Source organism: Bacillus sp. FJAT-49711 (genome assembly GCF_018343715.1).
GTDB lineage: Bacteria > Bacillota > Bacilli > Bacillales > Bacillaceae_C > Lederbergia.
This window is the reverse complement of the sequence record NZ_JAGYPL010000007.1, coordinates 81,797-103,689: the sequence shown is the minus strand read 5'-3', so window position 1 is coordinate 103,689 and position 21,893 is coordinate 81,797. Positions and strand designations below refer to the sequence as shown.

38 protein-coding genes are annotated in these 21,893 nt (G+C 40.1%); all 38 read left to right on the top strand.

Translation table 11 applies throughout. From position 1 onward, the window contains the following. The first annotated feature begins 53 nt into the window (after positions 1-53). The 38 genes from rpsS (at position 54) to KHA96_RS22105 (ending at position 21,892) form a co-directional block, all read left to right on the top strand. Positions 54-332, top strand: coding sequence for a 30S ribosomal protein S19 (gene rpsS / locus KHA96_RS22285; RefSeq protein ID WP_213131538.1), 279 nt, complete (start codon positions 54-56; stop codon positions 330-332). 18 nt (positions 333-350) lie between these two features. After that, a complete protein-coding gene (gene rplV / locus KHA96_RS22280) occupies positions 351-692 on the top strand; it encodes a 50S ribosomal protein L22 (RefSeq protein WP_213131537.1) in 342 nt (113 codons plus the stop codon). A 3-nt stretch (positions 693-695) separates the two neighbouring features. After that, on the top strand, positions 696-1,352 hold the full coding sequence (gene rpsC, locus KHA96_RS22275) for a 30S ribosomal protein S3 (RefSeq protein WP_213131536.1): 657 nt from the start codon (positions 696-698) through the stop codon (positions 1,350-1,352). Positions 1,353-1,354: 2 nt separating this feature from the next. Then, the gene (gene rplP, locus KHA96_RS22270; protein ID WP_213131535.1) at positions 1,355-1,789 is read left to right on the top strand and encodes a 50S ribosomal protein L16; all 435 of its coding nucleotides are present in this window, start codon (positions 1,355-1,357) and stop codon (positions 1,787-1,789) included. Then, entirely contained in the window at positions 1,779-1,982 is a 204-nt protein-coding gene (gene rpmC, locus KHA96_RS22265) for a 50S ribosomal protein L29 (protein ID WP_213131534.1), read from the top strand. The genes rplP and rpmC overlap by 11 nt, the downstream gene beginning before the upstream one ends. A gap of 20 nt (positions 1,983-2,002) precedes the next feature. Beyond that, positions 2,003-2,266, top strand: coding sequence for a 30S ribosomal protein S17 (gene rpsQ / locus KHA96_RS22260; RefSeq protein WP_213112016.1), 264 nt, complete (start codon positions 2,003-2,005; stop codon positions 2,264-2,266). Positions 2,267-2,308: 42 nt separating this feature from the next. Continuing rightward, positions 2,309-2,677 carry a 50S ribosomal protein L14 gene (rplN, locus tag KHA96_RS22255; protein ID WP_213112017.1) on the top strand — a complete coding sequence of 123 codons (369 nt, stop codon included), beginning with the start codon at positions 2,309-2,311 and terminating at the stop codon, positions 2,675-2,677. A 36-nt stretch (positions 2,678-2,713) separates the two neighbouring features. After that, positions 2,714-3,025: a 50S ribosomal protein L24 gene (gene rplX, locus KHA96_RS22250; protein WP_213131533.1), complete on the top strand. Its 312-nt coding sequence runs from the start codon at positions 2,714-2,716 to the stop codon at positions 3,023-3,025. A 26-nt stretch (positions 3,026-3,051) separates the two neighbouring features. Then, a complete protein-coding gene (gene rplE, locus KHA96_RS22245; protein ID WP_213131532.1) occupies positions 3,052-3,591 on the top strand; it encodes a 50S ribosomal protein L5 in 540 nt (179 codons plus the stop codon). Between the two features lie 24 nt (positions 3,592-3,615). Then, the gene (rpsN, locus tag KHA96_RS22240; protein ID WP_213131531.1) at positions 3,616-3,801 is read left to right on the top strand and encodes a 30S ribosomal protein S14; all 186 of its coding nucleotides are present in this window, start codon (positions 3,616-3,618) and stop codon (positions 3,799-3,801) included. Between the two features lie 28 nt (positions 3,802-3,829). Continuing rightward, positions 3,830-4,228 (top strand): 30S ribosomal protein S8, encoded by a 399-nt coding sequence (gene rpsH, locus KHA96_RS22235; protein ID WP_213131530.1) that lies wholly within the window; start codon positions 3,830-3,832, stop codon positions 4,226-4,228. A gap of 30 nt (positions 4,229-4,258) precedes the next feature. Continuing rightward, positions 4,259-4,795 carry a 50S ribosomal protein L6 gene (gene rplF, locus KHA96_RS22230; protein WP_213131529.1) on the top strand — a complete coding sequence of 179 codons (537 nt, stop codon included), beginning with the start codon at positions 4,259-4,261 and terminating at the stop codon, positions 4,793-4,795. A 34-nt stretch (positions 4,796-4,829) separates the two neighbouring features. Further along, positions 4,830-5,192 (top strand): 50S ribosomal protein L18, encoded by a 363-nt coding sequence (rplR, locus tag KHA96_RS22225; protein WP_213131528.1) that lies wholly within the window; start codon positions 4,830-4,832, stop codon positions 5,190-5,192. 23 nt (positions 5,193-5,215) lie between these two features. Further along, positions 5,216-5,716: a 30S ribosomal protein S5 gene (gene rpsE, locus KHA96_RS22220; protein ID WP_213131527.1), complete on the top strand. Its 501-nt coding sequence runs from the start codon at positions 5,216-5,218 to the stop codon at positions 5,714-5,716. A 13-nt stretch (positions 5,717-5,729) separates the two neighbouring features. After that, a complete protein-coding gene (gene rpmD, locus KHA96_RS22215; RefSeq protein ID WP_213131526.1) occupies positions 5,730-5,912 on the top strand; it encodes a 50S ribosomal protein L30 in 183 nt (60 codons plus the stop codon). 31 nt (positions 5,913-5,943) lie between these two features. Then, positions 5,944-6,384 (top strand): 50S ribosomal protein L15, encoded by a 441-nt coding sequence (rplO, locus tag KHA96_RS22210; protein WP_213131525.1) that lies wholly within the window; start codon positions 5,944-5,946, stop codon positions 6,382-6,384. Between the two features lie 3 nt (positions 6,385-6,387). Then, a complete protein-coding gene (gene secY, locus KHA96_RS22205) occupies positions 6,388-7,680 on the top strand; it encodes a preprotein translocase subunit SecY (RefSeq protein WP_213131524.1) in 1,293 nt (430 codons plus the stop codon). 64 nt (positions 7,681-7,744) lie between these two features. Then, positions 7,745-8,395: an adenylate kinase gene (locus KHA96_RS22200; RefSeq protein WP_213131523.1), complete on the top strand. Its 651-nt coding sequence runs from the start codon at positions 7,745-7,747 to the stop codon at positions 8,393-8,395. Beyond that, the gene (map, locus tag KHA96_RS22195; protein ID WP_213131522.1) at positions 8,395-9,141 is read left to right on the top strand and encodes a type I methionyl aminopeptidase; all 747 of its coding nucleotides are present in this window, start codon (positions 8,395-8,397) and stop codon (positions 9,139-9,141) included. The genes KHA96_RS22200 and map overlap by 1 nt, the downstream gene beginning before the upstream one ends. A gap of 15 nt (positions 9,142-9,156) precedes the next feature. Continuing rightward, complete coding sequence (locus KHA96_RS22190) at positions 9,157-9,492, top strand: KOW domain-containing RNA-binding protein (protein ID WP_213131583.1); 336 nt, start codon at positions 9,157-9,159, stop codon at positions 9,490-9,492. Next, complete coding sequence (gene infA / locus KHA96_RS22185) at positions 9,470-9,688, top strand: translation initiation factor IF-1 (protein WP_207521113.1); 219 nt, start codon at positions 9,470-9,472, stop codon at positions 9,686-9,688. Before KHA96_RS22190 ends, infA begins: the two co-directional genes overlap by 23 nt. Before the next feature lie 39 nt (positions 9,689-9,727). Continuing rightward, positions 9,728-9,841 (top strand): 50S ribosomal protein L36, encoded by a 114-nt coding sequence (gene rpmJ, locus KHA96_RS22180; protein ID WP_213112031.1) that lies wholly within the window; start codon positions 9,728-9,730, stop codon positions 9,839-9,841. A gap of 18 nt (positions 9,842-9,859) precedes the next feature. Continuing rightward, positions 9,860-10,225: a 30S ribosomal protein S13 gene (gene rpsM, locus KHA96_RS22175; RefSeq protein ID WP_213131521.1), complete on the top strand. Its 366-nt coding sequence runs from the start codon at positions 9,860-9,862 to the stop codon at positions 10,223-10,225. A gap of 25 nt (positions 10,226-10,250) precedes the next feature. After that, on the top strand, positions 10,251-10,640 hold the full coding sequence (rpsK, locus tag KHA96_RS22170) for a 30S ribosomal protein S11 (protein WP_213131520.1): 390 nt from the start codon (positions 10,251-10,253) through the stop codon (positions 10,638-10,640). A 169-nt stretch (positions 10,641-10,809) separates the two neighbouring features. Continuing rightward, complete coding sequence (locus KHA96_RS22165) at positions 10,810-11,754, top strand: DNA-directed RNA polymerase subunit alpha (protein ID WP_213131519.1); 945 nt, start codon at positions 10,810-10,812, stop codon at positions 11,752-11,754. Positions 11,755-11,830: 76 nt separating this feature from the next. Beyond that, on the top strand, positions 11,831-12,193 hold the full coding sequence (rplQ, locus tag KHA96_RS22160; RefSeq protein ID WP_213131518.1) for a 50S ribosomal protein L17: 363 nt from the start codon (positions 11,831-11,833) through the stop codon (positions 12,191-12,193). A 475-nt stretch (positions 12,194-12,668) separates the two neighbouring features. Further along, on the top strand, positions 12,669-13,511 hold the full coding sequence (locus tag KHA96_RS22155; RefSeq protein WP_213131517.1) for an energy-coupling factor ABC transporter ATP-binding protein: 843 nt from the start codon (positions 12,669-12,671) through the stop codon (positions 13,509-13,511). Continuing rightward, positions 13,487-14,356 (top strand): energy-coupling factor ABC transporter ATP-binding protein, encoded by an 870-nt coding sequence (locus tag KHA96_RS22150; RefSeq protein WP_213131516.1) that lies wholly within the window; start codon positions 13,487-13,489, stop codon positions 14,354-14,356. Before KHA96_RS22155 ends, KHA96_RS22150 begins: the two co-directional genes overlap by 25 nt. Further along, positions 14,353-15,150, top strand: coding sequence for an energy-coupling factor transporter transmembrane component T family protein (locus KHA96_RS22145; RefSeq protein ID WP_213131515.1), 798 nt, complete (start codon positions 14,353-14,355; stop codon positions 15,148-15,150). Before KHA96_RS22150 ends, KHA96_RS22145 begins: the two co-directional genes overlap by 4 nt. A gap of 17 nt (positions 15,151-15,167) precedes the next feature. Continuing rightward, positions 15,168-15,905, top strand: a complete 738-nt coding sequence (truA, locus tag KHA96_RS22140) for a tRNA pseudouridine(38-40) synthase TruA (protein WP_213131514.1) — start codon at positions 15,168-15,170, stop codon at positions 15,903-15,905. Between the two features lie 365 nt (positions 15,906-16,270). Then, positions 16,271-16,708, top strand: coding sequence for a 50S ribosomal protein L13 (gene rplM, locus KHA96_RS22135; RefSeq protein ID WP_213131513.1), 438 nt, complete (start codon positions 16,271-16,273; stop codon positions 16,706-16,708). A gap of 20 nt (positions 16,709-16,728) precedes the next feature. Continuing rightward, positions 16,729-17,121 carry a 30S ribosomal protein S9 gene (gene rpsI / locus KHA96_RS22130; protein ID WP_213131512.1) on the top strand — a complete coding sequence of 131 codons (393 nt, stop codon included), beginning with the start codon at positions 16,729-16,731 and terminating at the stop codon, positions 17,119-17,121. Positions 17,122-17,725: 604 nt separating this feature from the next. Further along, the gene (locus KHA96_RS23440; protein ID WP_349305828.1) at positions 17,726-18,052 is read left to right on the top strand and encodes an FAD-dependent oxidoreductase; all 327 of its coding nucleotides are present in this window, start codon (positions 17,726-17,728) and stop codon (positions 18,050-18,052) included. Between the two features lie 6 nt (positions 18,053-18,058). Then, positions 18,059-18,799 (top strand): flavin monoamine oxidase family protein, encoded by a 741-nt coding sequence (locus KHA96_RS22125; protein WP_349305833.1) that lies wholly within the window; start codon positions 18,059-18,061, stop codon positions 18,797-18,799. A 19-nt stretch (positions 18,800-18,818) separates the two neighbouring features. Next, positions 18,819-19,007, top strand: coding sequence for a hypothetical protein (locus tag KHA96_RS22120; protein ID WP_213131511.1), 189 nt, complete (start codon positions 18,819-18,821; stop codon positions 19,005-19,007). An 884-nt stretch (positions 19,008-19,891) separates the two neighbouring features. Then, positions 19,892-20,554, top strand: coding sequence for a hypothetical protein (locus KHA96_RS22115; RefSeq protein WP_213131510.1), 663 nt, complete (start codon positions 19,892-19,894; stop codon positions 20,552-20,554). Further along, positions 20,541-21,299, top strand: coding sequence for a cytochrome c biogenesis CcdA family protein (locus KHA96_RS22110; protein ID WP_213131509.1), 759 nt, complete (start codon positions 20,541-20,543; stop codon positions 21,297-21,299). The genes KHA96_RS22115 and KHA96_RS22110 overlap by 14 nt, the downstream gene beginning before the upstream one ends. 14 nt (positions 21,300-21,313) lie before the next feature. After that, positions 21,314-21,892 carry a TlpA disulfide reductase family protein gene (locus KHA96_RS22105; protein WP_213131508.1) on the top strand — a complete coding sequence of 193 codons (579 nt, stop codon included), beginning with the start codon at positions 21,314-21,316 and terminating at the stop codon, positions 21,890-21,892. Position 21,893 lies beyond the last annotated feature (1 nt).

The window sequence follows — 21,893 nt, the reverse complement described above, 5'->3', positions numbered from 1 at the left end:
AATCTACGGTTCATAGAAAGAACCGTAGTGCAATCACGAAGGGAGGTTCAACCATGGGTCGCAGCCTAAAAAAAGGGCCTTTTGTAGATGAGCATTTAATGAAAAAAGTAGAGAAATTAAGCGAAAGCGAAAAGAAACAAGTGATTAAAACTTGGTCTCGCCGTTCAACTATTTTCCCAAACTTCGTAGGAAATACGATTGCTGTCTATGATGGCCGCAAACATGTACCGGTATATATCAGTGAGGATATGGTAGGCCACAAGCTTGGTGAATTTGCGCCAACTCGCGCATATAGAGGCCATGCCGCTGATGATAAAAAAACAAGACGCTAATGAGAGGAGGGCATCCTGATGCAAGCTAAAGCTGTTGCAAGAACAGTTCGAATTGCTCCTCGTAAAGCACGTTTAGTAGTTGATCTTATTCGAGGAAAGCAAGTGGGCGAAGCAGTTGCAATTTTGAAACTAACACCAAAAGCTGCCTCCCCAATCGTGGAGAAACTTTTAAAATCTGCTGTTGCCAATGCAGAGCACAATTATGATATGGACATTAACAATCTTTTAGTAACTGCGGCATTCGTTGACGAAGGTCCGACTATGAAAAGATTCCGTCCGCGTGCACAAGGCCGTGCAAGCCAAATTAATAAACGCACAAGCCACATTACAATCGTGGTATCAGAAAAGAAGGAGGGATAATTAGTGGGTCAAAAAGTAAATCCAATCGGTATGCGTATCGGCGTAATCCGTGACTGGGAATCCAAATGGTACGCTGACAAAGATTACGCAACGTTATTACACGAAGACATTAAGATTCGTGAATATATTACAAAACGTTTGTCTGATGCTTCAGTTTCAAGTGTTGAAATTGAACGTGCTGCAAACCGCGTGAACATCACTATCCACACTGCTAAGCCAGGTATGGTTATCGGAAAAGGTGGAAGTGAAGTTGAAGCATTGCGTAAAGCATTGAACGAATTAACAAACAAACGTGTCCACATTAATATTATTGAAATTAAACGAGCTGACCTAGATGCGAAACTCGTTGCTGAAAACATTGCACGTCAATTGGAAAATCGTGTATCTTTCCGTCGTGCACAAAAACAAGCAATCCAACGCACTATGCGTGCTGGAGCTCTTGGAATTAAAACACAAGTATCCGGCCGTCTTGGTGGAGCGGATATTGCTCGTGCTGAACACTACAGCGAAGGAACAGTTCCACTTCATACACTTCGCGCTGACATCGACTATGCACATGCTGAAGCAGATACAACTTACGGCAAGCTCGGCGTTAAAGTATGGATTTATCGTGGAGAGGTCCTTCCAGAAAAGAAAAAATCTGTGGAAGGAGGAAAATAATCATGTTAATGCCTAAACGCGTTAAGTATCGTCGCGAACACAGAGGAAAAATGCGTGGTCGTGCAAAAGGCGGTACAGAAGTTGCATTTGGCGAATACGGCTTACAAGCTCTAGAAGCTTCTTGGATTACGAATCGTCAAATTGAAGCCGCAAGGATTGCAATGACTCGTTTCATGAAACGTGGCGGTAAAGTTTGGATTAAAATTTTCCCTCACAAACCATATACAGCAAAACCTCTTGAAGTACGTATGGGATCCGGTAAAGGTGCCCCTGAAGGATGGGTTGCAGTAGTAAAACCTGGCAAGATCATGTTTGAAATTGCTGGTGTATCAGAAGAGGTGGCACGTGAAGCGCTTCGTCTTGCTGCGCACAAACTTCCAATCAAGTGTAAGTTTGTAAAACGAGAAGAAATTGGTGGTGAACGTAATGAAGGCTAAAGAAATCCGTGATTTAACCACTGCCGAAATTGAACAAAATGTAAAAACATTGAAGGAAGAATTATTTAACCTTCGCTTCCAATTAGCTACTGGGCAACTTGAAAATACAGCCCGTCTTCGCGAAGTTCGCAAAGAAATTGCTCGTATGAAAACTGTGATTCGTGAAAGAGAGCTTGAAGTTAATAATCGATAATCGGAGAGGAGGTTTGCGAAATGAGTGAACGCAACCAGCGTAAAGTCTACACAGGACGCGTTGTTTCCGACAAGATGGATAAAACCGTAACTGTTATGGTAGAAACGTACAAAAAGCATTCATTATACGGCAAACGCGTAAAGTACTCTAAAAAATTCAAAGCGCATGATGAGCAAAACGAAGCTAAAATCGGCGACGTTGTACGCATCATGGAAACACGCCCACTTTCAGCAACTAAACGTTTCCGTTTAATTGAGGTTGTTGAGAAAGCAGTCATTATTTAATTAATTGTTTCGGATATAGTGTTCCGAAGGGAGGTAAACTAGATGATTCAACAAGAATCTCGTTTAAAAGTGGCTGACAACTCTGGTGCCCGTGAAGTTTTAACAATCAAAGTCCTAGGCGGATCAGGCCGTAAGACTGCGAATATTGGCGATGTAATCGTCTGTACAGTAAAACAAGCAACACCAGGCGGCGTTGTCAAAAAAGGTGATGTAGTTAAAGCTGTAATCGTTCGTACAAAAAGTGGTGCGCGCCGTGCGGATGGTTCCTATATTAAGTTCGATGAAAATGCATGCGTCATAATTCGTGACGACAAGGCTCCTCGAGGAACTCGTATCTTCGGACCAGTTGCTCGCGAACTTCGTGATAACAACTTCATGAAAATCGTATCTTTAGCACCAGAAGTTCTTTAATAAATTTAGATTCACCAATCAAGGAGGTGCGATTCAATGCATGTCAAAAAAGGTGACAAAGTAATGGTCATCACAGGGAAAGACAAAGGGAAAACAGGCACAGTATTAGCTGCATTCCCGAAAAAAGACCGTGTGCTTGTGGAAGGTGTGAACATTGTTAAAAAGCATTCAAAACCTTCACAAGATAATCCACAAGGTGGAATCATCAACCAAGAAGCGGCTATCCATGTTTCTAATGTGATGTTGCTGGATCCTAAAACAAACGAACCAACTCGTATTGGTTATGAAGTAGTTAATGGCAAAAAAGTACGTGTAGCTAAAAAATCAGGTGTAGCATTAGATAAATAGTTCTTAGATGAAGGGAGGTACACTACATGAACCGCCTAAAGGAAAAATATCAAAAAGAAGTAACTCCTGCTCTCATGAGCAAGTTTAATTACAAGTCTATTATGGAAGTACCTAAAATTGAAAAGATTGTAATCAACATGGGTGTTGGCGACGCTGTACAAAACGCGAAGGTTCTAGACAATGCTGTTGAAGAACTTAGCTTAATTACAGGTCAAAAACCAGTTGTAACAAGAGCGAAAAATTCAATCGCAGGATTCCGCTTACGTGAAGGTATGCCAATTGGTGCAAAAGTTACCCTTCGCGGAGAGCGCATGTATGAGTTTTTTGATAAACTAGTTTCTGTTTCCCTTCCACGTGTACGTGACTTCCGTGGGATCTCTAAAAAAGCATTCGACGGTCGTGGAAACTATACACTAGGTGTTAGAGAACAACTCATCTTCCCTGAAATTGATTATGATAAAGTGAGCAAGATTCGCGGTATGGATATCGTTATCGTTACTACTGCGAACACCGACGAAGAAGCTCGTGAACTACTGACTGCATTTGGAATGCCGTTCCAAAAGTAATCGCTAAATAAGGGAGGCGAAAACGTGGCTAAAAAATCTATGATCGTAAAGCAGAAACGTACTCAAAAGTTTAAAGTGCAAGAATACACTCGTTGCGAACGTTGCGGCCGTCCACATTCCGTCATTCGTAAATTTAAACTTTGCCGTATTTGTTTCCGTGAACTAGCTTATAAGGGTCAAATTCCTGGCGTTAAAAAAGCCAGCTGGTAAGACCGAATTTGGGAAGGAGGTAAAATAAATGGTTATGACTGATCCAATTGCAGATTTGCTAACACGCATCCGCAACGCGAATATGGTCCGACATGAGAAGTTGGAAATTCCTGCTTCTAATATTAAAAAAGATATCGCTGAAATCCTCAAACGTGAAGGGTTTGTACGTGATGTTGAATATATCGAAGATAATAAGCAAGGCATCATTCGAATTTTCTTGAAATATGGTGCAAACAATGAACGCGTCATTACAGGCTTAAAGCGTATCAGCAAACCTGGTTTGCGTGTATATGCAAAAGCTAATGAGGTTCCTAAAGTACTAAACGGTCTTGGTATCGCGCTTGTATCTACTTCACAAGGCGTATTGTCTGATAAAGAAGCAAGAGCGAAGCAAGTTGGCGGAGAAGTACTCGCATACGTATGGTAATATCTTTTCGAAGAACGGAGGTGCAAGAAAATGTCTCGTATTGGGAAAAAGCCAATTGAAATCCCTGCAGGCGTAACTGTGACGAAGAAAGATTCTACAGTTACTGTTAAAGGTCCTAAAGGTGAACTAACAAATACATTTAATTCAGATATCGCAATTAATATAGAAGATAATGTTATTAATGTTACTCGTCCTTCAGAAGCAAAAGAACACCGTTCCCTTCATGGAACAACTCGTTCCCTTCTTTCAAACATGGTGGAAGGCGTTTCTAAAGGTTTTGAAAAGTCACTTGAACTAGTTGGGGTAGGATACCGTGCGCAAAAACAAGGCAGCAAACTTGTTTTAAACGTAGGATATTCACATCCTGTCGAATTCGAACCAGAAGCTGGAGTTGAAATTGAAGTTCCGGCTAACACAAAAATCATCGTTAAAGGCTTTAATAAAGAAAAAGTTGGTGCACTTGCATCCAACATCCGCGCTGTTCGTCCGCCTGAGCCATATAAAGGCAAAGGAATTCGCTATGAAGGTGAAAACGTACGCCGCAAAGAAGGTAAGACTGGTAAATAATGCCGCTTAGGCTACTTGAAAGGAGTGACTCGTAATGATCACTAAGCAAGATAAGAACAAAGTGCGTCAAAAAAGACATGCACGTGTACGCTCTAAACTAAGTGGAACTGAAATGCGTCCTCGACTAAATGTATATCGTTCCAATAAAAATATTTACGCTCAATTGATCGATGATGAAAAAGGCGTGACCTTAGCCAGCGCTTCTACACTTGATAAAGATATTACACCCGAGTCTACAGGTAATGTTGAAGCGGCTCAAAAAGTGGGAGAATTAATCGCTAAGCGTGCAGTTGATAAAGGATTTAAATCAGTTGTTTTTGATCGTGGCGGATATTTATACCATGGACGTGTAAAAGCTTTAGCAGAAGCAGCACGTGAAAACGGACTTGAATTTTAATCGAAAAAGGAGGGACACAATAGATGCGTCAAATCGATGCTAACAAACTTGAACTTGAAGAACGCGTAGTTACAGTTAACCGTGTAGCGAAGGTTGTAAAAGGTGGACGTCGTTTCCGTTTTACAGCATTAGTCGTTGTCGGTGATAAAAATGGCCATGTCGGTTTTGGTACAGGGAAAGCACAAGAAGTTCCAGATGCCATCCGCAAGGCAATTGAAGATGCAAAGAAAAACCTCATCGTAGCTCCGATTGTAGGAACAACTATTCCTCATGAAGTTATCGGACGTTTCGGGGGCGGTCAGATCTTATTAAAGCCAGCTAGTGAAGGTACAGGTGTTATTGCAGGTGGACCTGTTCGTGCGGTACTTGAGCTTGCAGGTGTATCTGACATCACTTCTAAATCACTTGGTTCTAGCACACCAATCAACATGGTTCGTGCAACAATCGAAGGTATTAAAAATTTAAAACGTGCTGAGGACGTAGCGAAGTTACGTAATAAAACAGTAGAAGAACTATTAGGTTAAGGAGGGAATCATGATGGCGAAAACAATAGCAATTACCCTCACTAAGAGCTTAATTGGCCGTACTGAAGGCCAACGTGAAACTGTCAAAGCACTAGGACTCCGTAAATTGCATCAAACAGTTGAACATACTGACAATGAAGCAATCCGCGGAATGATCAATAAAGTTTCCCATCTTGTTACTGTTAAAGAACAGTAATTCATTTTTGAATAATAAGGAGGTGCCAACTATGAAACTTCATGAGCTAAAACCTGCTGAAGGATCCCGCAAGGAACGAAACCGTGTTGGGCGAGGCATCGGTTCAGGCAACGGAAAAACTGCTGGTAAGGGCCATAAGGGTCAAAATGCACGTTCTGGCGGCGGTACACGTCTTGGATTTGAAGGTGGTCAAACACCATTATTCCAACGTTTGCCAAAGCGCGGTTTTACTAACATTCACCGTAAAGAATTTGCAATCGTGAACCTTGACGCATTAAATCGCTTTGAAGACGGTACTGAAGTAACTCCAGAACTTCTTATCGAAACAGGTGTTGTACGTAACGAGAAGTCAGGAATTAAAATTCTTGCTAAAGGCAACATCGAGAAAAAGCTTACTGTAAAAGCAAACAAATTCTCCTCTGCTGCTAAAGAGGCGATTGAGGCTGCCGGCGGTAAAACTGAGGTGATTTAATTAATGTTTCAGACAATCTCCAATTTTATGCGCGTAGGTGATATTAGAAGGAAAATTCTATTCACCTTGTTAATGTTAGTTGTATTTCGTTTAGGTGCTTTCATACCTGTTCCAAATGTAGATGCTAAAGTGCTTCAAATGCAGGATCAAGCAAGTTTGTTTGGTTTTATGAATATATTTGGTGGTGGCGCGCTTCAAAACTTCTCCATTTTCGCAATGGGGATCATGCCATACATTACAGCATCCATTATCGTACAGCTTTTACAAATGGATGTTGTACCAAAATTCACAGAATGGTCCAAGCAAGGTGAAGTAGGCAGACGTAAGCTTGCTCAATTTACACGCTATTTCACAATTGTTCTCGCTTTGATTCAAGCAGGAGGAATGTCATTTGGCTTCAACCGAATGACAGGCTTGCAGCTTATCAAAAATCCTAGCTTTGGCACATACGTTATAATTGCCATTGTGCTCACAGCGGGTACAGCATTTCTAATGTGGCTAGGAGAAGAAATTACATCTAAGGGTGTTGGCAACGGAATCTCAATTATCATCTTTGCAGGGATTGTTGCTGGTATTCCAAACGCAGTAAATCAGATTTACGCTCAGCAGTTCCAAGGTGCAGGAGAGCAGCTATTCTTAAGAATTATTGTTATGCTGCTTATCATTCTCGCCATAATTGCCATCATTGTAGGTGTTGTATTTGTACAGCAGGCTCTGCGGAAAATTCCTATCCAATATGCAAAGCGAATGGATGGACGCAGTCCTGTCGGTGGGCAAAATACTCACTTGCCATTGAAAGTAAATGCAGCTGGAGTTATTCCGGTTATTTTTGCGAGTGCATTTATGGTGACGCCACAGACGATCACCACATTTTTTGGCTCTGGTGATGTAGCTAGCACCATTCAATACATTTTCGATCATACGAAACCAATTGGAATGGTGATTTATTTTGCGCTCATCATTGCATTCACATATTTTTATGCATTTGTTCAAGTAAATCCAGAACAAGTAGCTGAAAATTTAAAGAAACAAGGCGGATATATTCCGGGTATTCGGCCAGGGAAAAACACCCAAGAATATTTAACGAGAGTTTTATATCGTTTAACTTTCGTCGGTGCACTTTTCTTAGCGCTTATCTCTATATTACCTGTCTTCTTCATTAAATTTGCAGGCTTGCCTCAATCCGCACAAATTGGCGGAACGAGTCTTTTAATTGTTGTAGGGGTTGCACTTGAAACAATGAAACAATTGGAAGCCCAGCTGGTGAAGCGTCACTATAAAGGCTTCATTAAATAATCGAAATGGATTTAGGAACAAGTGGATTGTTCCTGAACCCATTTAGATGTTGGGGGCGGTACAAGTGAATTTAGTACTAATGGGCCTTCCAGGTGCTGGAAAAGGCACACAGGCCGATAAAATTGTAGAAAAATATGGGGTGCCTCATATATCTACAGGAGATATGTTCCGCGCTGCGATGAAAGAAGGCACGGAACTCGGATTAAAAGCCAAATCCTTTATGGATAAAGGTGAACTCGTTCCGGATGAGGTTACAATTGGGATTGTCCGTGAACGTTTAAATAAAAAGGATTGTGAAAATGGCTTTCTATTAGATGGATTTCCAAGAACGGTTGCTCAAGCGGCAGCGCTTGAAAACATTCTAGTGGAAATTGGCAAAAAAATAGATTATGTCATTAACATTCAAGTGGATCAAGGCATTTTAATGGAACGCCTTACTGGCCGCCGCATTTGTAAAAGTTGTGGGGCTACTTACCATCTTGTATTCAATCCACCAGCTGAACAAGGTGTTTGTGATCGCTGTGGCGGGGAACTTTATCAACGCCCAGATGATAATGAAGATACGGTTCAAAATCGTCTTGAAGTAAACATGAAGCAGACTCAGCCTCTACTTGATTTTTACCAAGAAAAAGGTTATTTAAAGAATATCAACGGCCAGCAGCATATTGATCAAGTTTTCGAAAGTATTGATTTATTGCTAAAAGGTTTGATATAATGATTATTTGTAAAACCCCTCGTGAGATTGAAATCATGAGAGAAGCTGGCAGAATTGTTGCATTGACCCATCAGGAATTGCAAAAGCATATTCAGCCAGGTATTACAACAAAAGAACTAGATGCGATTGCAGAAAAATTTATTCTAAGTCTCGATGCTTTTCCTTCTTTCAAAGGTTACAATGGGTTTCCTGGCAGCGTATGTGCATCCGTTAATGAGGAACTCGTTCATGGAATTCCTGGGGATCGTGTTTTAAAAGACGGTGACATTATCAGCCTTGATATTGGAGCTAAATATAACGGTTACCATGGTGATTCAGCATGGACTTATCCTGTCGGAAACATTGATGCCGAAACACAATCACTTCTCGACGTCACAGAACAATCTCTCTATCTTGGCTTGGAAGAAGCAAAGCCGAGTGTGCGTCTTTCTAATATATCTTATGCGATTCAAACATTTGTAGAATCCAATGGTTTTTCAATTGTCCGAGAATACGTTGGACATGGGATTGGCCAGAATTTACATGAGGATCCGCAAATTCCTCACTACGGTCCGCCCAATAAAGGCCCTCGTTTAAAACCCGGAATGGTGCTTTGCGTTGAACCGATGGTCAATGCAGGTAGCCGCTATGTGAGAACTTTAGCGGATAATTGGACTGTTGTTACAGTAGATGGCAAAATGTGTGCGCATTTTGAACACACGATAGCCATTACAGAAACTGGTTACGAGATTTTAACAAGAATTTAAGCGTAGGTGATCTGGTTGAATGAGTCTGATTCGACCCCCCGTATAGGTCAAATTGTACTTATCAATAAGGGCCGGGACGCAGGACAATTCGCGGTTATTATCCGACACATCGATGAACGGTTCGTTCTAATTGCGGATGGGGATAGAAGAAAATTCGATAGTCCAAAAAAGAAGAACATCCAACATCTTACATGTTACAACTATGTTTCTATGGAAGTTCGAAACAGTTTAATGGAAGCAGGTAGAGTCACAAACGGGAAACTTAGATGGGCACTTGGTAAATTTGTGGAAGAGGAATTGGATGTTTTAGAGAAGGGAGATAGCTTGAATGGCGAAAGAAGATGTAATTGAAGTTGAAGGAACTGTTGTTGATACTTTGCCAAACGCAATGTTTAAGGTAGAATTAGAAAATGGCCATACGGTGCTTGCCCATGTATCTGGGAAGATCCGCATGCATTTTATTCGTATACTGCCTGGCGACAAAGTAACAGTGGAACTTTCTCCGTATGATTTGACACGCGGAAGAATCACATACCGTTTTAAATAAACTATAATGCACTCCGGACTACTAAGGAGGTTATAAAACATGAAAGTCAGACCATCAGTAAAGCCAATCTGCGAGAAATGTAAAGTAATACGCAGAAAAGGCAAAGTAATGGTTATTTGTGAAAACCCTAGACATAAACAAAAACAAGGATAAAGGAGGTGCGCAATATTTATGGCACGTATTGCTGGTGTAGACATTCCACGTGAAAAACGTGTAGTCATTTCTTTAACATATATTTATGGAATTGGTAAAAACACTGCTTCTAAAGTACTTGCTGAAGCGGGTGTTTCTGAAGATACACGCGTTCGCGACTTAACAGATGAAGAGCTTGGGAAAATCCGTGATATCATTGATACGCTAAAAGTTGAAGGAGACCTTCGTCGTGAAGTATCCTTAAACATTAAACGTCTAATGGAAATCGGTTCATACCGTGGCCTTCGCCATCGTCGTGGTCTTCCTGTTCGCGGGCAAAACACGAAAAACAACGCTCGTACTCGTAAAGGTCCTCGTAAAACAGTAGCAGGTAAGAAAAAATAATTGGTAAAGGAGGTAACTTGCTAACATGGCACGTAAAACTAACACTCGTAAACGTCGTGTGAAAAAGAATATCGACACTGGTATTGCACACATTCGTTCTACATTTAACAATACAATCGTAACAATCACTGATTCACAAGGTAATGCTATCTCTTGGTCTTCTGCCGGAGCACTTGGTTTTAAAGGTTCACGTAAATCTACACCATACGCTGCGCAAATGGCTGCAGAAACAGCTGCTAAGACGTCTATTGAACATGGAATGAGAACTCTTGAAGTTACAGTTAAAGGCCCTGGTGCAGGTCGTGAAGCTGCTATCCGCGCTTTGCAAGCAGCAGGACTTGAAGTTACTGCAATCAGAGACGTTACTCCTGTTCCACATAACGGATGCCGTCCGCCAAAACGTCGTCGTGTATAATGATTCTTGTATAAAATAAATATTCTATGGCTATAATGGGAGAATATGTAATTTATGCTCGTAAGGAATCAATTCTTCATCCAGTTGTTGCACAAATGGGAATGTAACAAGGGGAATTTCGGGAAAATACACTCCGAGATTTCGACGTTTTGAAGGAGGGTATATTTGAATGATCGAAATGGAAAAGCCGAAAATTGAAACGATTGAGATCAGCGATGATGCTAAATATGGAAAGTTCGTTGTAGAACCGCTTGAGCGTGGGTATGGTACAACTTTGGGTAACTCCTTGCGTCGTATCCTATTATCATCTCTTCCTGGTGCTGCTGTTACATCTATCCAAGTGGAAGGTGTACAACATGAATTTTCAACAATAGAGGGTGTTGTCGAAGATGTTACCTCTATCATCCTTAATATAAAGAAACTAGCTTTGAAAGTATATTCTGACGAGGAAAAGACTTTAGAAATCGATGTACAAGGTGAAGGTGTAGTAAAAGCGTCTGATATTATGCATGACAGTGATGTGGAAATTCTTAATCCTGATTTGCACATTGCGACATTAAGCGAGAATGCTAATTTCCGTTTACGCATGTCTGCTAGACGTGGCCGCGGATATACGCCAGCTGATCTAAATAAAAGAGATGACTTGCCAATCGGTGTCATTCCAATTGATTCAATCTATACTCCGGTATCACGTGTAAACTATCAAGTTGAAAATACACGTGTTGGACAAATGACTAACTATGACAAGCTTTCGCTGGATGTATGGACAGATGGAAGCATCGGACCGAAGGAAGCTATTTCTTTAGGCGCAAAAATTTTAACCGAACATCTAAATATCTTCGTTGGATTGACTGATGAAGCACAGCATGCTGAAATTATGGTGGAAAAAGAAGAAGATCAGAAGGAAAAAGTTCTAGAAATGACGATTGAAGAACTCGATCTTTCCGTCCGTTCTTATAACTGCCTAAAGCGCGCTGGAATCAATACTGTCCAAGAACTGGCTAATAAGACAGAAGAAGATATGATGAAAGTTCGTAACTTAGGAAGAAAATCGTTGGAAGAAGTAAAAGCCAAATTAGAAGATCTTGGTCTTGGCCTTCGTAAAGATGACTGACCTCCTAAATAAAGGTTAATCAACCTCTAAATTGTTTGAACGTATATAAATATTATCAACGAAGGAGGGAAACTTGATGGGTTATAGAAAACTAGGACGTACGAGCTCTCAACGTAAAGCGATGCTTCGTGATTTAACAACAGATTTAATTATTAGCGAACGCATTGAAACAACTGAAGCACGCGCAAAAGAACTTCGCTCAGTAGTAGAGAAAATGATCACTCTTGGAAAACGCGGTGACTTGCATGCACGTCGTCAAGCAGCTGCATTCGTCCGCCACGAAGTAGCTAACGCTGAAACAAACCAAGATGCCGTTCAAAAACTATTTGTTGACATCGCTCCACGTTATGCAGAGCGCCAAGGTGGATACACTCGTATCATGAAGCTTGGACCTCGTCGCGGAGACGGTGCACCAATGGTTGTTATTGAATTAGTATAATACTTTCTTTCATTGAAAGGGCAGGGCATCTAGTCTTTGCCCTTTTGATAGATAGCGAAAGCGCTACAACTTTGATAAACGTAGAATGATAAAGCTAAAAAGAGCGTTACGATAGGCACTTATGTTTAACTTTTCAGCGCAAATTGCTTGCGTTTTTCGAATAGGTGATCCTGTCTAGCTCAATGCGCCTCCTCCCCTTATTCTAATTTGATCCTCGGATGGATCAGGAACTATTTTGCAGTTTCTTGGAGTGAGGTGCAGGCTTTTTTTCAATTTATAGAACTTTTTTAGATGAGCCGAGTCCGAGCTGTTCAGCTCCAGCGCCTATCGATTAGCAAACTTCTTGTTCTTTTCCTTACGATATGTCAACAACGACTCGTTCCTCGTCGTGTTTCCTTTATCTCATTCAAAGACCTTGAAGCTTATACGTCGGTGAGCAAGTCGCTTACGCTATTCTAATGAGAGGAGAAAAGATATGACATCAGCACCCGTTATTTCTATTAATCAAGTGTCATTTAAATATGAAGGTCAGGAATCTTATGCCTTGAACGATGTATCCATATCGGTAGCGGAAGGTGAATGGTTAGCGATTGTCGGTCATAATGGGTCAGGCAAGTCCACATTGGCAAAAATTTTAAATGGCTTGCAATTCCCCGAAAATGGAAGCGTGATAGTCGACGGTATCGCACTATCTAGCGATTCGGTTTGGGATATTCGCAAATTAGTAGGGATGGTTTTTCAAAGTCCCGATAATCAATTTGTAGGAGCAACAGTCCAAGATGATGTGGCTTTTGGGTTAGAGAACAATGGCATACCACATGAAGAAATGTTAATACGAGTAAAAAAAGCTCTAGAACATGTTTCGATGATTGATTTTCTTGACCAAGAGCCACACCATCTTTCTGGTGGTCAAAAACAAAGAGTCGCCATTGCAGGTGTGATAGCACTCCAACCAAGAGTAATTATTCTTGATGAAGCAACGTCTATGCTTGATCCGTTAGGGCGTGAAGAAGTCATCAGGACTGTTAGGGAATTGAAAGATGAAGAAGGTTTAACGGTTATTTCTATCACTCACGATCTTGAGGAAGCAGCACAGGCAGATCGGATTGTGGTTATGAATAAAGGCACTGTTTATTCGGAGGGGACTCCAGATGAAATTTTTCTCCTTGAAGAAGAATTGATTAAGCTCGGGCTCGATATTCCCTTTCCAATTAAGATGGCGAAGGCTTTGCGCGAAAAAGGCTTCGAAGTGCCAAGAAACTATTTGACAGATGTAGAGTTGGTGAATGAGTTATGGACATTACACTTCAGCAAGTAGAATATAAGTACCAAATTAACACTCCGTTTGAAAGACTCGCCATTCACGATGTTAATATCTCAATTCCTCATGGAACTTTTTTGTCTTTAATCGGTCACACTGGATCCGGAAAATCTACGGTTCTTCAACATTTAAATGCACTATTAAAGCCAACAAAAGGACAGGTTCGTATAGGGGATCGTGTCATCAATGCAGAGAAAAAAGAGAAAAACCTCAGACCAATACGACAAAAAGTGGGGATTGTCTTTCAATTTCCTGAGCATCAGCTCTTTGATGAAACGGTCGAGAAAGATATATGCTTCGGTCCAATGAATTTTGGCGTCTCTGAGGAAGAAGCAAAGCGAAGAGCGAAAGAGTTAATAGTAGAGGTTGGACTTCCGGAAGAGGTATTACAAAAATCACCATTTGATTTATCAGGTGGGCAAATGCGCCGTGTGGCGATCGCTGGGGTGCTTGCCATGGAACCTGAAGTTCTTGTTCTGGATGAGCCGACAGCAGGCTTAGACCCTAGAGGGCGTACTGAAATTATGGATATGTTTTATCGACTGCATAAACAAAAAGGTTTATCTACTATACTAGTAACGCACAGTATGGAGGATGCAGCAAAATATGCGGATGAGATTGTCATCATGCATCGAGGACAAGTAAAAAAAACGGCGGACCCTCGAACTATTTTTTCAAACCCAGAGGAATTATTGGAACTAGGCTTAGACGTACCTGATGTCGTTAAATTTCAATACATGCTTGAACGAAAGATGAATAGAAAAGTAGGAAAAACATGTTTAACCATTGGAGAACTTTCTGAAGCGCTAATGGCAATGCAAGAGCGGGGTGATTCGCTATGATGGAGAAAATGATTTTCGGCCGCTACATACCTGGAAACTCTATTCTCCACCGCCTTGATCCGCGTTCAAAGCTACTGTTTGTTTTCGGCTTTATTTGTATCATTTTTCTTGCAAATAATATTTATACGTATAGTGTACTTGTACTATTTGTTGGACTGATTATTTTAATGGCAAATATCAATATCAAATTTTTGATTAATGGCTTGAAGCCAGTCCTTATTCTCGTAATATTCACCTTTCTGTTGCAGATTTTTTTCAATAAAGAAGGAAACGTCATTTTCTCTTTAGGCTTTCTGAAAATTTATGAAGAGGGATTACGATTAGCGGTATTTATTTCTCTAAGGTTTACATTACTTGTTTTTGTAACATCCTTATTAACTTTAACGACTACACCCATAACATTGACTGATGGGATTGAAAGTTTATTAAACCCATTGAAAAAGATAAGATTCCCTGTCCACGAACTAGCGTTAATGATGTCCATTTCCTTACGATTTATCCCAACCTTGATGGATGAAACAGATAAAATTATGAAAGCACAAATGGCTAGAGGCGTCGATTTTACAGGAGGACCTTTCAAGGAAAGAATTAAAGCCGTCATTCCACTTCTTATTCCGCTTTTTGTCAGTGCGTTTAAACGAGCGGAAGAGCTGGCGACAGCAATGGAGGCAAGAGGATACCGCGGTGGTGAAGGACGAACAAAATATCGTCTCTTAACTTGGGGGATGACTGACACTGGCGTAGCGGGCGTCTTGATTTTATTAGCCGTCATGCTGATCTTATTAAGATCTTAAATGAAGGATTGAAAAACATGCAACGATATAAAGGGATTATTGCGTATGATGGTTCAGGCTTTTCGGGGTTTCAAATTCAGCCTAACGGAAGAACGGTCCAAGGGGAGCTTGAAAAATCACTTGCAAAAATGCATAAGGGGAAGGAAGTAAGTGTGGTTGCCTCAGGCCGTACCGATGCCGGCGTCCATGCGAGAGGGCAAGTCGTTCATTTTGATTCATCATTACAGCTATCATCGGAGCGCTGGGTAAGAGCGTTGAATGGCTTACTACCAAGTGATATATCGTTTATGGAAGTGGTCGCTGCTCCTTCAAGTTTCCATGCTCGTTTTGATGCAAGTGGAAAGCAGTATAAATATATTGTGTATACAAGTTCCGTTCGTGATCCATTCAAACTTCATTACGCTGCTTTTCATCCTTATAGGTTGGATATGAGCAAAGTGAAAAAAGCTGCTGAATTCTTGGTCGGAACTCATGACTATACGAGCTTCTGTTCCGCTAAAACGAATATGGACAACAAAGTAAGAACCGTATCCTCTATTGAAATAGAGCAAAACGCCGAGGAAATTGTCTTCACCTTTACTGGAAATGGATTCCTTTATAATATGGTGAGGATCATAGTAGGCACGTTGCTTGCAGTCGGAGCGGGAAAGATTGACCTTGATCGAGTTCCAGTAATTTTAGCAGGTCGAGATCGTATCCTCGCAGGAAAAACCGCTCCCGCGGAGGGGTTGTACTTGTGGGAGGTTTACTACTAAATGGGTGTTGCGATGGAATTAAATCTCGCTCCAATGGCTTCGGACACAAAAAAAACGGTGAGTGTGCCACGATTCCTTTTCGAATGGACCTTAAATGCGTCGTATGAAGCACTTATTATGATTTGATTCGAAATAAAATGAATGTAATTTCGCTGTAAAGTGTTAATTGCCGAACTCCAAAACGATATTGATAAATTTTTATCTTTAACAACTTCACCTGGTGTTCAAATATTTCTTGACTTTGCTTGCCAAAAACGATATCATATCCTATGGTATTGTTTTTAACCCCACGATAAGCCCCGGAAACTTATTGTGATTGAAATAAATACGAACTTGGAATTTTTTTATATTTGGGAGGGTAACAAATGCGTACTACGTATATGGCTAAAGCCAGTGAAATCGAACGTAAATGGTACGTTGTAGACGCTGAAGGCAAAACTCTTGGTCGTCTTGCATCAGAAGTAGCGTCCATTTTGCGCGGTAAACATAAACCAACTTTCACGCCACATGTTGATACTGGCGATCACGTAATTCTTATTAACGCTGATAAAATCGAATTAACTGGTAAGAAACTATCTGACAAAATCTATTACCGCCATACAGGATTTGCGGGCGGCTTGAAAACTAGAACTGCTGGAGAAATGCGTGCCAAGTATCCTACAAAAATGCTTGAGCTTGCAATCAAAGGCATGCTTCCTAAAGGATCTTTAGGACGTCAAATGGGTAAAAAATTACACGTTTATGCTGGTGCAGAACATCCACACCAAGCGCAAAAACCGGAAGTATACGAGCTTCGCGGGTAAATTAAAGGGAGGGCATTATATTGGCACAAGTTCAATACTATGGTACAGGTCGCCGTAAAAGCTCTGTTGCCCGCGTACGTTTAGTACCAGGCGAAGGCCGTATCATTATTAACGATCGTGAAGTAGAAGACTATATTCCATTCGCAGCTTTACGCGAAGTCATTAAACAGCCACTTGCAGCAACTGAAACAGTAGGAAACTACAACGTACTTGTTTCTGTAAAAGGCGGCGGTTATACAGGCCAAGCAGGAGCTATCCGTCACGGAATCGCTCGCGCATTGCTTGAAGCAGATCCTGAATACCGTGGAACACTTAAGCGTGCAGGTCTATTAACTCGTGACCCACGTATGAAAGAACGTAAGAAGTACGGTCTTAAAGGCGCACGTCGTGCACCACAGTTCTCAAAACGTTAATAATTGGCGTTCAAGGCTCTCAATCATTTTGGTTGGGGGTCTTTTTTATTTCCTTTAGTTTCTGACTCTACTTTACTCCCTTTGTTCACCAAGTTTTGAGTAACCAATGATAATTAAAATAAGCGGAGCTTTTCCGGTTATACTGCAGAAAAGAACTCAGTCCAGCGTATATAAGCGGAGTTTTTCCGATTAAGCAATGCAAAGTCACTTATTTTTCCGATTTTTGAGTCGATAGTCGGAATCTTTCCGTCTATTAAAGCTATTTTCAGTGATTTTTTCTAGTTAAGAGAATTTTATCCGCTTATTTATCAAACTCTCTATAGAATCTAATGAAAACTGCGGGTGAGCACATAGAAGGGAAATATGAACACACATTAATTGACAAAATCAGATCAAAATCGTAATATCCGCATATTGAGATATTACGATATATTGTTTATCTCGTACCTTACGGAAAATAGTGCACAAACAGATCTTTTTTTACAAAAAGAATCCCATTTGCTTGTTTAATAAGTACATTTAAACAGCAGCATACACTCGGTCGGGAAAGAGGAAAGAGGCGAGAATATGAAAAATCCGATAGACATTGTTGGAGCTGGTTTAAGTGGCCTACGGGCTTGCATCTCTATTTACTGCACAGGGCATCAAATGTAGGGTTCTAGAAGCTAGAGATAGGATTGGCGGTAGAATCTTGAGCTCTACTGATTCAAACAGACATGACCTAGGTAAATTTGACCTTGGGCCAACTTGGTTCTGGCCGCAGTATGAGAACACGATTACAAATCTTATTAAAGAACTGAATATAGGAACTTTTGTTCAATACACCAAAGGGACAATGCTTTTTGAGCGCTCCAAAAATCAATCACCCGAGCGTTATGTAATGCCTGAAAATACTGATGAAACTTCAATTCGATTCATAGGAGGTGTTTAATCTCTTATAGATGCTATAGCAGATACTATTGCCCCAGGGACAGTTGAGCTTGAAACGCGAGTTACAGCAATTCGACTTGATGAAGACGGAACTATAACAGTTGAAGCAACACTTCCTGATGGAAAGAGAAAAATTGTAACCGCAAGTGCTGTTATCCTAGCGTTGCCGCCTCGAATTGTGGTGCGTCATATTGAATTCTCCCCTTCTCTCCCTCCAAATCTTGTTACTGACCTTGAATACAAACCTTCATGGATGGCAGGACAGGCCAAGGTAGTAGCAATTTATGAACGTCCCTTTCGGAGGGAACTAGGACTCTCGGGATTCGTATCAAGTCGGGTAGGACCCTTGCAAGAAATCCATGATGCTTCTTCCGAAACAGGTTCTGGTGCATTATTTGGTTTCTTCGGAATATCAGCAAAAATGCGCGGAGAACTAGGAAAAGATAAGGTTTTAAAATTAGTCATTGATCAATTGGTTAGGCTCTTTGGGCCATCAGCTCAAAACGTAAAAGCCACCTTGTACAAGGATTGGGCAGAAGATTCTGAAACGGCTGTTAAGGAAGACCTAGAGCCGCTTAGAGATTTTCCGAGGTATGGTAAACCACCAAAAGCCGGAATTTGGGAAAAGAAAATTATTTTTGCTGGAACAGAGACAAGCTCACAATTTGGTGGACATCTTGAAGGTGCACTTCAGTCAGCTGAACATGCACTTTTTGAAATTATGAACTTAAATAACAAGCCTTTATGACAACAGAACACGAGCCATCATGGTGTTTAATATCTATGGAATTGCAATAAGTGCATTTAAAAGCCGCCTGAATGGCAAGAGGATTGAAAAGACTGGTTTGTTGTATGAAACTAAGATGATCATGAGTATTATTATTATCTTTCCGACCGCTTTGATCCATGGATTCGCTTTAAATCTGCTAGGTGTCCCTGTGATTGACTTTGATTAATTCACATTTATTTATAACTATAAATGTCCGTATCAAAATGTACATTTTTGCTTGTCTAAGCATGTACACTTTCGCTTAAAATGTGCTTCTCTATACATGTGCATGAATAATTACAACTTGACATGGAGACCTCTACTCGCATGATTCGGCAGCCAAAAGCCAGCTATTACAAGGGCTGGCTGACCGAACAAGGCTATCATGCTCGCCCCTCCAAGTAAAGTTGTAATTATACACTGGAAATCAAAAATGTACACGGTTAAACGAGCATTTTTGTACGTACTTAAATTGGCATTTATAATAACTCAATTTTTGCAAAGTGAAATTGGTGAAATTAGGGAGATCTGAGAACCATTGTTCAAGTTGGCTGTGAAATTGCCTTTCGAGAAAAAACTTCCCTATAAATAACAAAAGTCCTTATCTGGACACTATAAAATTTGCCTTACAACTAAACGATATTAAACTGAGCATAATGGTTTAGAAATATAGTTGATCAATCAAAAAGCCGACTCGAAAAATAAATTCGAGTCGGCTTTTTTTAGTAAAGAAAGTATTAAATTTTACTTGAATGAACTCCTAAACGGGTGTCTGTTACGTCTAGTTCCAAGCGCCATCGTCTCAAGGTCTAAACTAGTTTCAGTGAAAGGCAAATCACCTTTTATTGAATTAGAATATTTTTTTTGTTGCGGTCGACTCGCACAATGGCGACTCATGTAAGGAGTTACCATAGGACGTTGTGTACTTAGCCTTATTTCCATTTCGGGTGCATTTCGCTTTTCTTATATAGCCATTTAATTTTAATTAAGTTGAATAATTACCCATTTTCATCAAACTTTCATAAACCTTTAGTAATGTTGACATTGAGCTATTTTATCTGGGGGTTAGCTATGGAACTGTCGAGTAATCATTCGTCAATTGCTATGATCATTTTTAGTTGGAGTATGGGATTTCTTACTTATTACATATTAAGTGACTTTTCCAAAGAAAAAAGGAAAGCCAGTATGGAAGAAGTATTAGGACAACTAATTAATTTTACTATTTTTATTTGGATTGGAAAAATAATTTTAAACTTAAGAATCTTTATAGAGGACCCGTTAGCTATATTATCTTACCCGAGTAACTCAAATGCTTTTTACTTAGCTATTCTATTGAGTGTAATAACAATTGTGATCCAATATAATCGCGGAAAGGTTGATGCACTTCTTTTTTCGGTTGCCTTTACGAATATATTTTTAACTGCATCATTTGTGTACGAATTCATGCAAGTTATTTGGAATAAAAATACTTATTCAATCGGATATATGGGTTTAGTAGCATTTTTAAATATTGCGTTTGTAGTGATACGTAAATTTGTATGTCCTTGCCGGTTGAATCTACTTATATTTCTTGGGTGGACGATAGGAAGTTTTAGTTTGGCAGTTATACAGCCAATCCTGATGATATTTGGTTATACAGTGGGACCATGGTTTTTAGTTTTAATACTTATAATATGTTGTTTTCTAATGGTTTATCAAAAAATGAAAGAGGGTGTCATAAATGGGCGGAATTGAGACAGATACGATATTAGTGATAGGGATGTTTTTGGCGTTAGGAGCAGGGGCATTATCATTTTTATCGCCATGTGTGTTACCAATTTTTCCAGCGTACTTATCCTATATTACGGGCATCAGTGTTAAGGAACTACAAGGAAATCATAATATGAAAATTCGAAGTAAATTATTAAGTCATTCAGTATTTTTTTTGCTGGGTGTATCTCTTGTTTTTATTAGCTTAGGGGTCGGTGCCTCTTATTTAGGACAATTTATACAAAAAATATTACTAGGTGATACGGGGCTGTTTATTCAACGTTTAGCTGGAATATTTATTATTTTGATGGGTCTTTTCGTCGGAGGGTGGATTAACTTTACAGCATTAATGAAAGAAAAGCGTTTTCAATTTGCAAAAAGACCAGTAGGCTATTTAGGTACTTTTTTTGTGGGTATGGGTTTTGCCGCTGGTTGGACACCTTGTATTGGGCCAATCTTCGGTTCAATCTTATTCCTTGCAGCTAGTAATCCAGGCCAAGGAATCATATACACGATAATGTATGTATTAGGGTTTGCATTGCCATTTCTACTATTGACGTTTTTCCTAGGCTCAACTAAGTGGATTACTCGATATAGCCAAATAATCATGAAATTAGGTGCCGTGATTATGATTATAATGGGACTTATCTTATTTACTGGTCAAATGCCGCGTATCACTGAATTTCTTTTGAAATTAGTGCAAGATACATGGTTTGAAAAATTAGGATAAAGGAGTAATAAGGTATGAAAAATGCGATTTTTGCTGTAATAGTCATAGGGCTGCTTGGTTGGACAACTTATGAGTTAATAGCTGCTTCAAAGGAAAAAAATGCTCGAGAATATGGTAGTGAAATCTCGGAGCAAATATATAATTCAGAAGAAATTAGTGAATACAGTAATCCAGGAATACGTAAAGGTGAGCTTGCTCCTGATTTTGAACTTACTACATTAAATGGTGAGGTCGTGAAGTTGTCGGATTATAGAGGTAAACGAGTCATGCTAAACTTTTGGGCAACATGGTGCCCACCATGCCGAGCCGAGATGCCTGATATGCAAAAGTTTCAGGATAATAAAGATGTACAAGTTTTAGCTGTGAATTTATCTGAAACAGAATCGAGTCCAGAAAATGTTCCAAAATTTGTTGATGAATTAAACCTGTCGCTAACAATTCCTTTGGATAATGAATCAGCTGTCTCAAGAGAATATCAAGTATTGGCGTACCCTACAACCTATATGATTGACTCGAATGGGCGCATTCAATTTATCGTAATGGGTGCAATGAATTATGATTTCATGGTACAGAAGTTTGAAATGATGCAGTAGG

Excerpts from the sequence above, each read along its gene's own strand:
- rpsS (WP_213131538.1), top strand. The coding sequence starts at position 54 with ATGGGTCGCAGCCTAAAAAAAGGGCCTTTTGTAGATGAGCATTTAATG.
- rplV (WP_213131537.1), top strand. The coding sequence starts at position 351 with ATGCAAGCTAAAGCTGTTGCAAGAACAGTTCGAATTGCTCCTCGTAAA.
- rplP (WP_213131535.1), top strand. The coding sequence starts at position 1,355 with ATGTTAATGCCTAAACGCGTTAAGTATCGTCGCGAACACAGAGGAAAA.
- rpmC (WP_213131534.1), top strand. The coding sequence starts at position 1,779 with ATGAAGGCTAAAGAAATCCGTGATTTAACCACTGCCGAAATTGAACAA.
- rpsQ (WP_213112016.1), top strand. The coding sequence starts at position 2,003 with ATGAGTGAACGCAACCAGCGTAAAGTCTACACAGGACGCGTTGTTTCC.
- rplN (WP_213112017.1), top strand. The coding sequence starts at position 2,309 with ATGATTCAACAAGAATCTCGTTTAAAAGTGGCTGACAACTCTGGTGCC.
- rplX (WP_213131533.1), top strand. The coding sequence starts at position 2,714 with ATGCATGTCAAAAAAGGTGACAAAGTAATGGTCATCACAGGGAAAGAC.
- rplE (WP_213131532.1), top strand. The coding sequence starts at position 3,052 with ATGAACCGCCTAAAGGAAAAATATCAAAAAGAAGTAACTCCTGCTCTC.
- rpsH (WP_213131530.1), top strand. The coding sequence starts at position 3,830 with ATGGTTATGACTGATCCAATTGCAGATTTGCTAACACGCATCCGCAAC.
- rplF (WP_213131529.1), top strand. The coding sequence starts at position 4,259 with ATGTCTCGTATTGGGAAAAAGCCAATTGAAATCCCTGCAGGCGTAACT.
- rplR (WP_213131528.1), top strand. The coding sequence starts at position 4,830 with ATGATCACTAAGCAAGATAAGAACAAAGTGCGTCAAAAAAGACATGCA.
- rpsE (WP_213131527.1), top strand. The coding sequence starts at position 5,216 with ATGCGTCAAATCGATGCTAACAAACTTGAACTTGAAGAACGCGTAGTT.
- rpmD (WP_213131526.1), top strand. The coding sequence starts at position 5,730 with ATGGCGAAAACAATAGCAATTACCCTCACTAAGAGCTTAATTGGCCGT.
- rplO (WP_213131525.1), top strand. The coding sequence starts at position 5,944 with ATGAAACTTCATGAGCTAAAACCTGCTGAAGGATCCCGCAAGGAACGA.
- secY (WP_213131524.1), top strand. The coding sequence starts at position 6,388 with ATGTTTCAGACAATCTCCAATTTTATGCGCGTAGGTGATATTAGAAGG.
- map (WP_213131522.1), top strand. The coding sequence starts at position 8,395 with ATGATTATTTGTAAAACCCCTCGTGAGATTGAAATCATGAGAGAAGCT.
- infA (WP_207521113.1), top strand. The coding sequence starts at position 9,470 with ATGGCGAAAGAAGATGTAATTGAAGTTGAAGGAACTGTTGTTGATACT.
- rpmJ (WP_213112031.1), top strand. The coding sequence starts at position 9,728 with ATGAAAGTCAGACCATCAGTAAAGCCAATCTGCGAGAAATGTAAAGTA.
- rpsM (WP_213131521.1), top strand. The coding sequence starts at position 9,860 with ATGGCACGTATTGCTGGTGTAGACATTCCACGTGAAAAACGTGTAGTC.
- rpsK (WP_213131520.1), top strand. The coding sequence starts at position 10,251 with ATGGCACGTAAAACTAACACTCGTAAACGTCGTGTGAAAAAGAATATC.
- KHA96_RS22165 (WP_213131519.1), top strand. The coding sequence starts at position 10,810 with ATGATCGAAATGGAAAAGCCGAAAATTGAAACGATTGAGATCAGCGAT.
- rplQ (WP_213131518.1), top strand. The coding sequence starts at position 11,831 with ATGGGTTATAGAAAACTAGGACGTACGAGCTCTCAACGTAAAGCGATG.
- KHA96_RS22155 (WP_213131517.1), top strand. The coding sequence starts at position 12,669 with ATGACATCAGCACCCGTTATTTCTATTAATCAAGTGTCATTTAAATAT.
- KHA96_RS22150 (WP_213131516.1), top strand. The coding sequence starts at position 13,487 with ATGGACATTACACTTCAGCAAGTAGAATATAAGTACCAAATTAACACT.
- KHA96_RS22145 (WP_213131515.1), top strand. The coding sequence starts at position 14,353 with ATGATGGAGAAAATGATTTTCGGCCGCTACATACCTGGAAACTCTATT.
- truA (WP_213131514.1), top strand. The coding sequence starts at position 15,168 with ATGCAACGATATAAAGGGATTATTGCGTATGATGGTTCAGGCTTTTCG.
- rplM (WP_213131513.1), top strand. The coding sequence starts at position 16,271 with ATGCGTACTACGTATATGGCTAAAGCCAGTGAAATCGAACGTAAATGG.
- KHA96_RS22120 (WP_213131511.1), top strand. The coding sequence starts at position 18,819 with ATGGTGTTTAATATCTATGGAATTGCAATAAGTGCATTTAAAAGCCGC.
- KHA96_RS22115 (WP_213131510.1), top strand. The coding sequence starts at position 19,892 with ATGGAACTGTCGAGTAATCATTCGTCAATTGCTATGATCATTTTTAGT.
- KHA96_RS22110 (WP_213131509.1), top strand. The coding sequence starts at position 20,541 with ATGGGCGGAATTGAGACAGATACGATATTAGTGATAGGGATGTTTTTG.
- KHA96_RS22105 (WP_213131508.1), top strand. The coding sequence starts at position 21,314 with ATGAAAAATGCGATTTTTGCTGTAATAGTCATAGGGCTGCTTGGTTGG.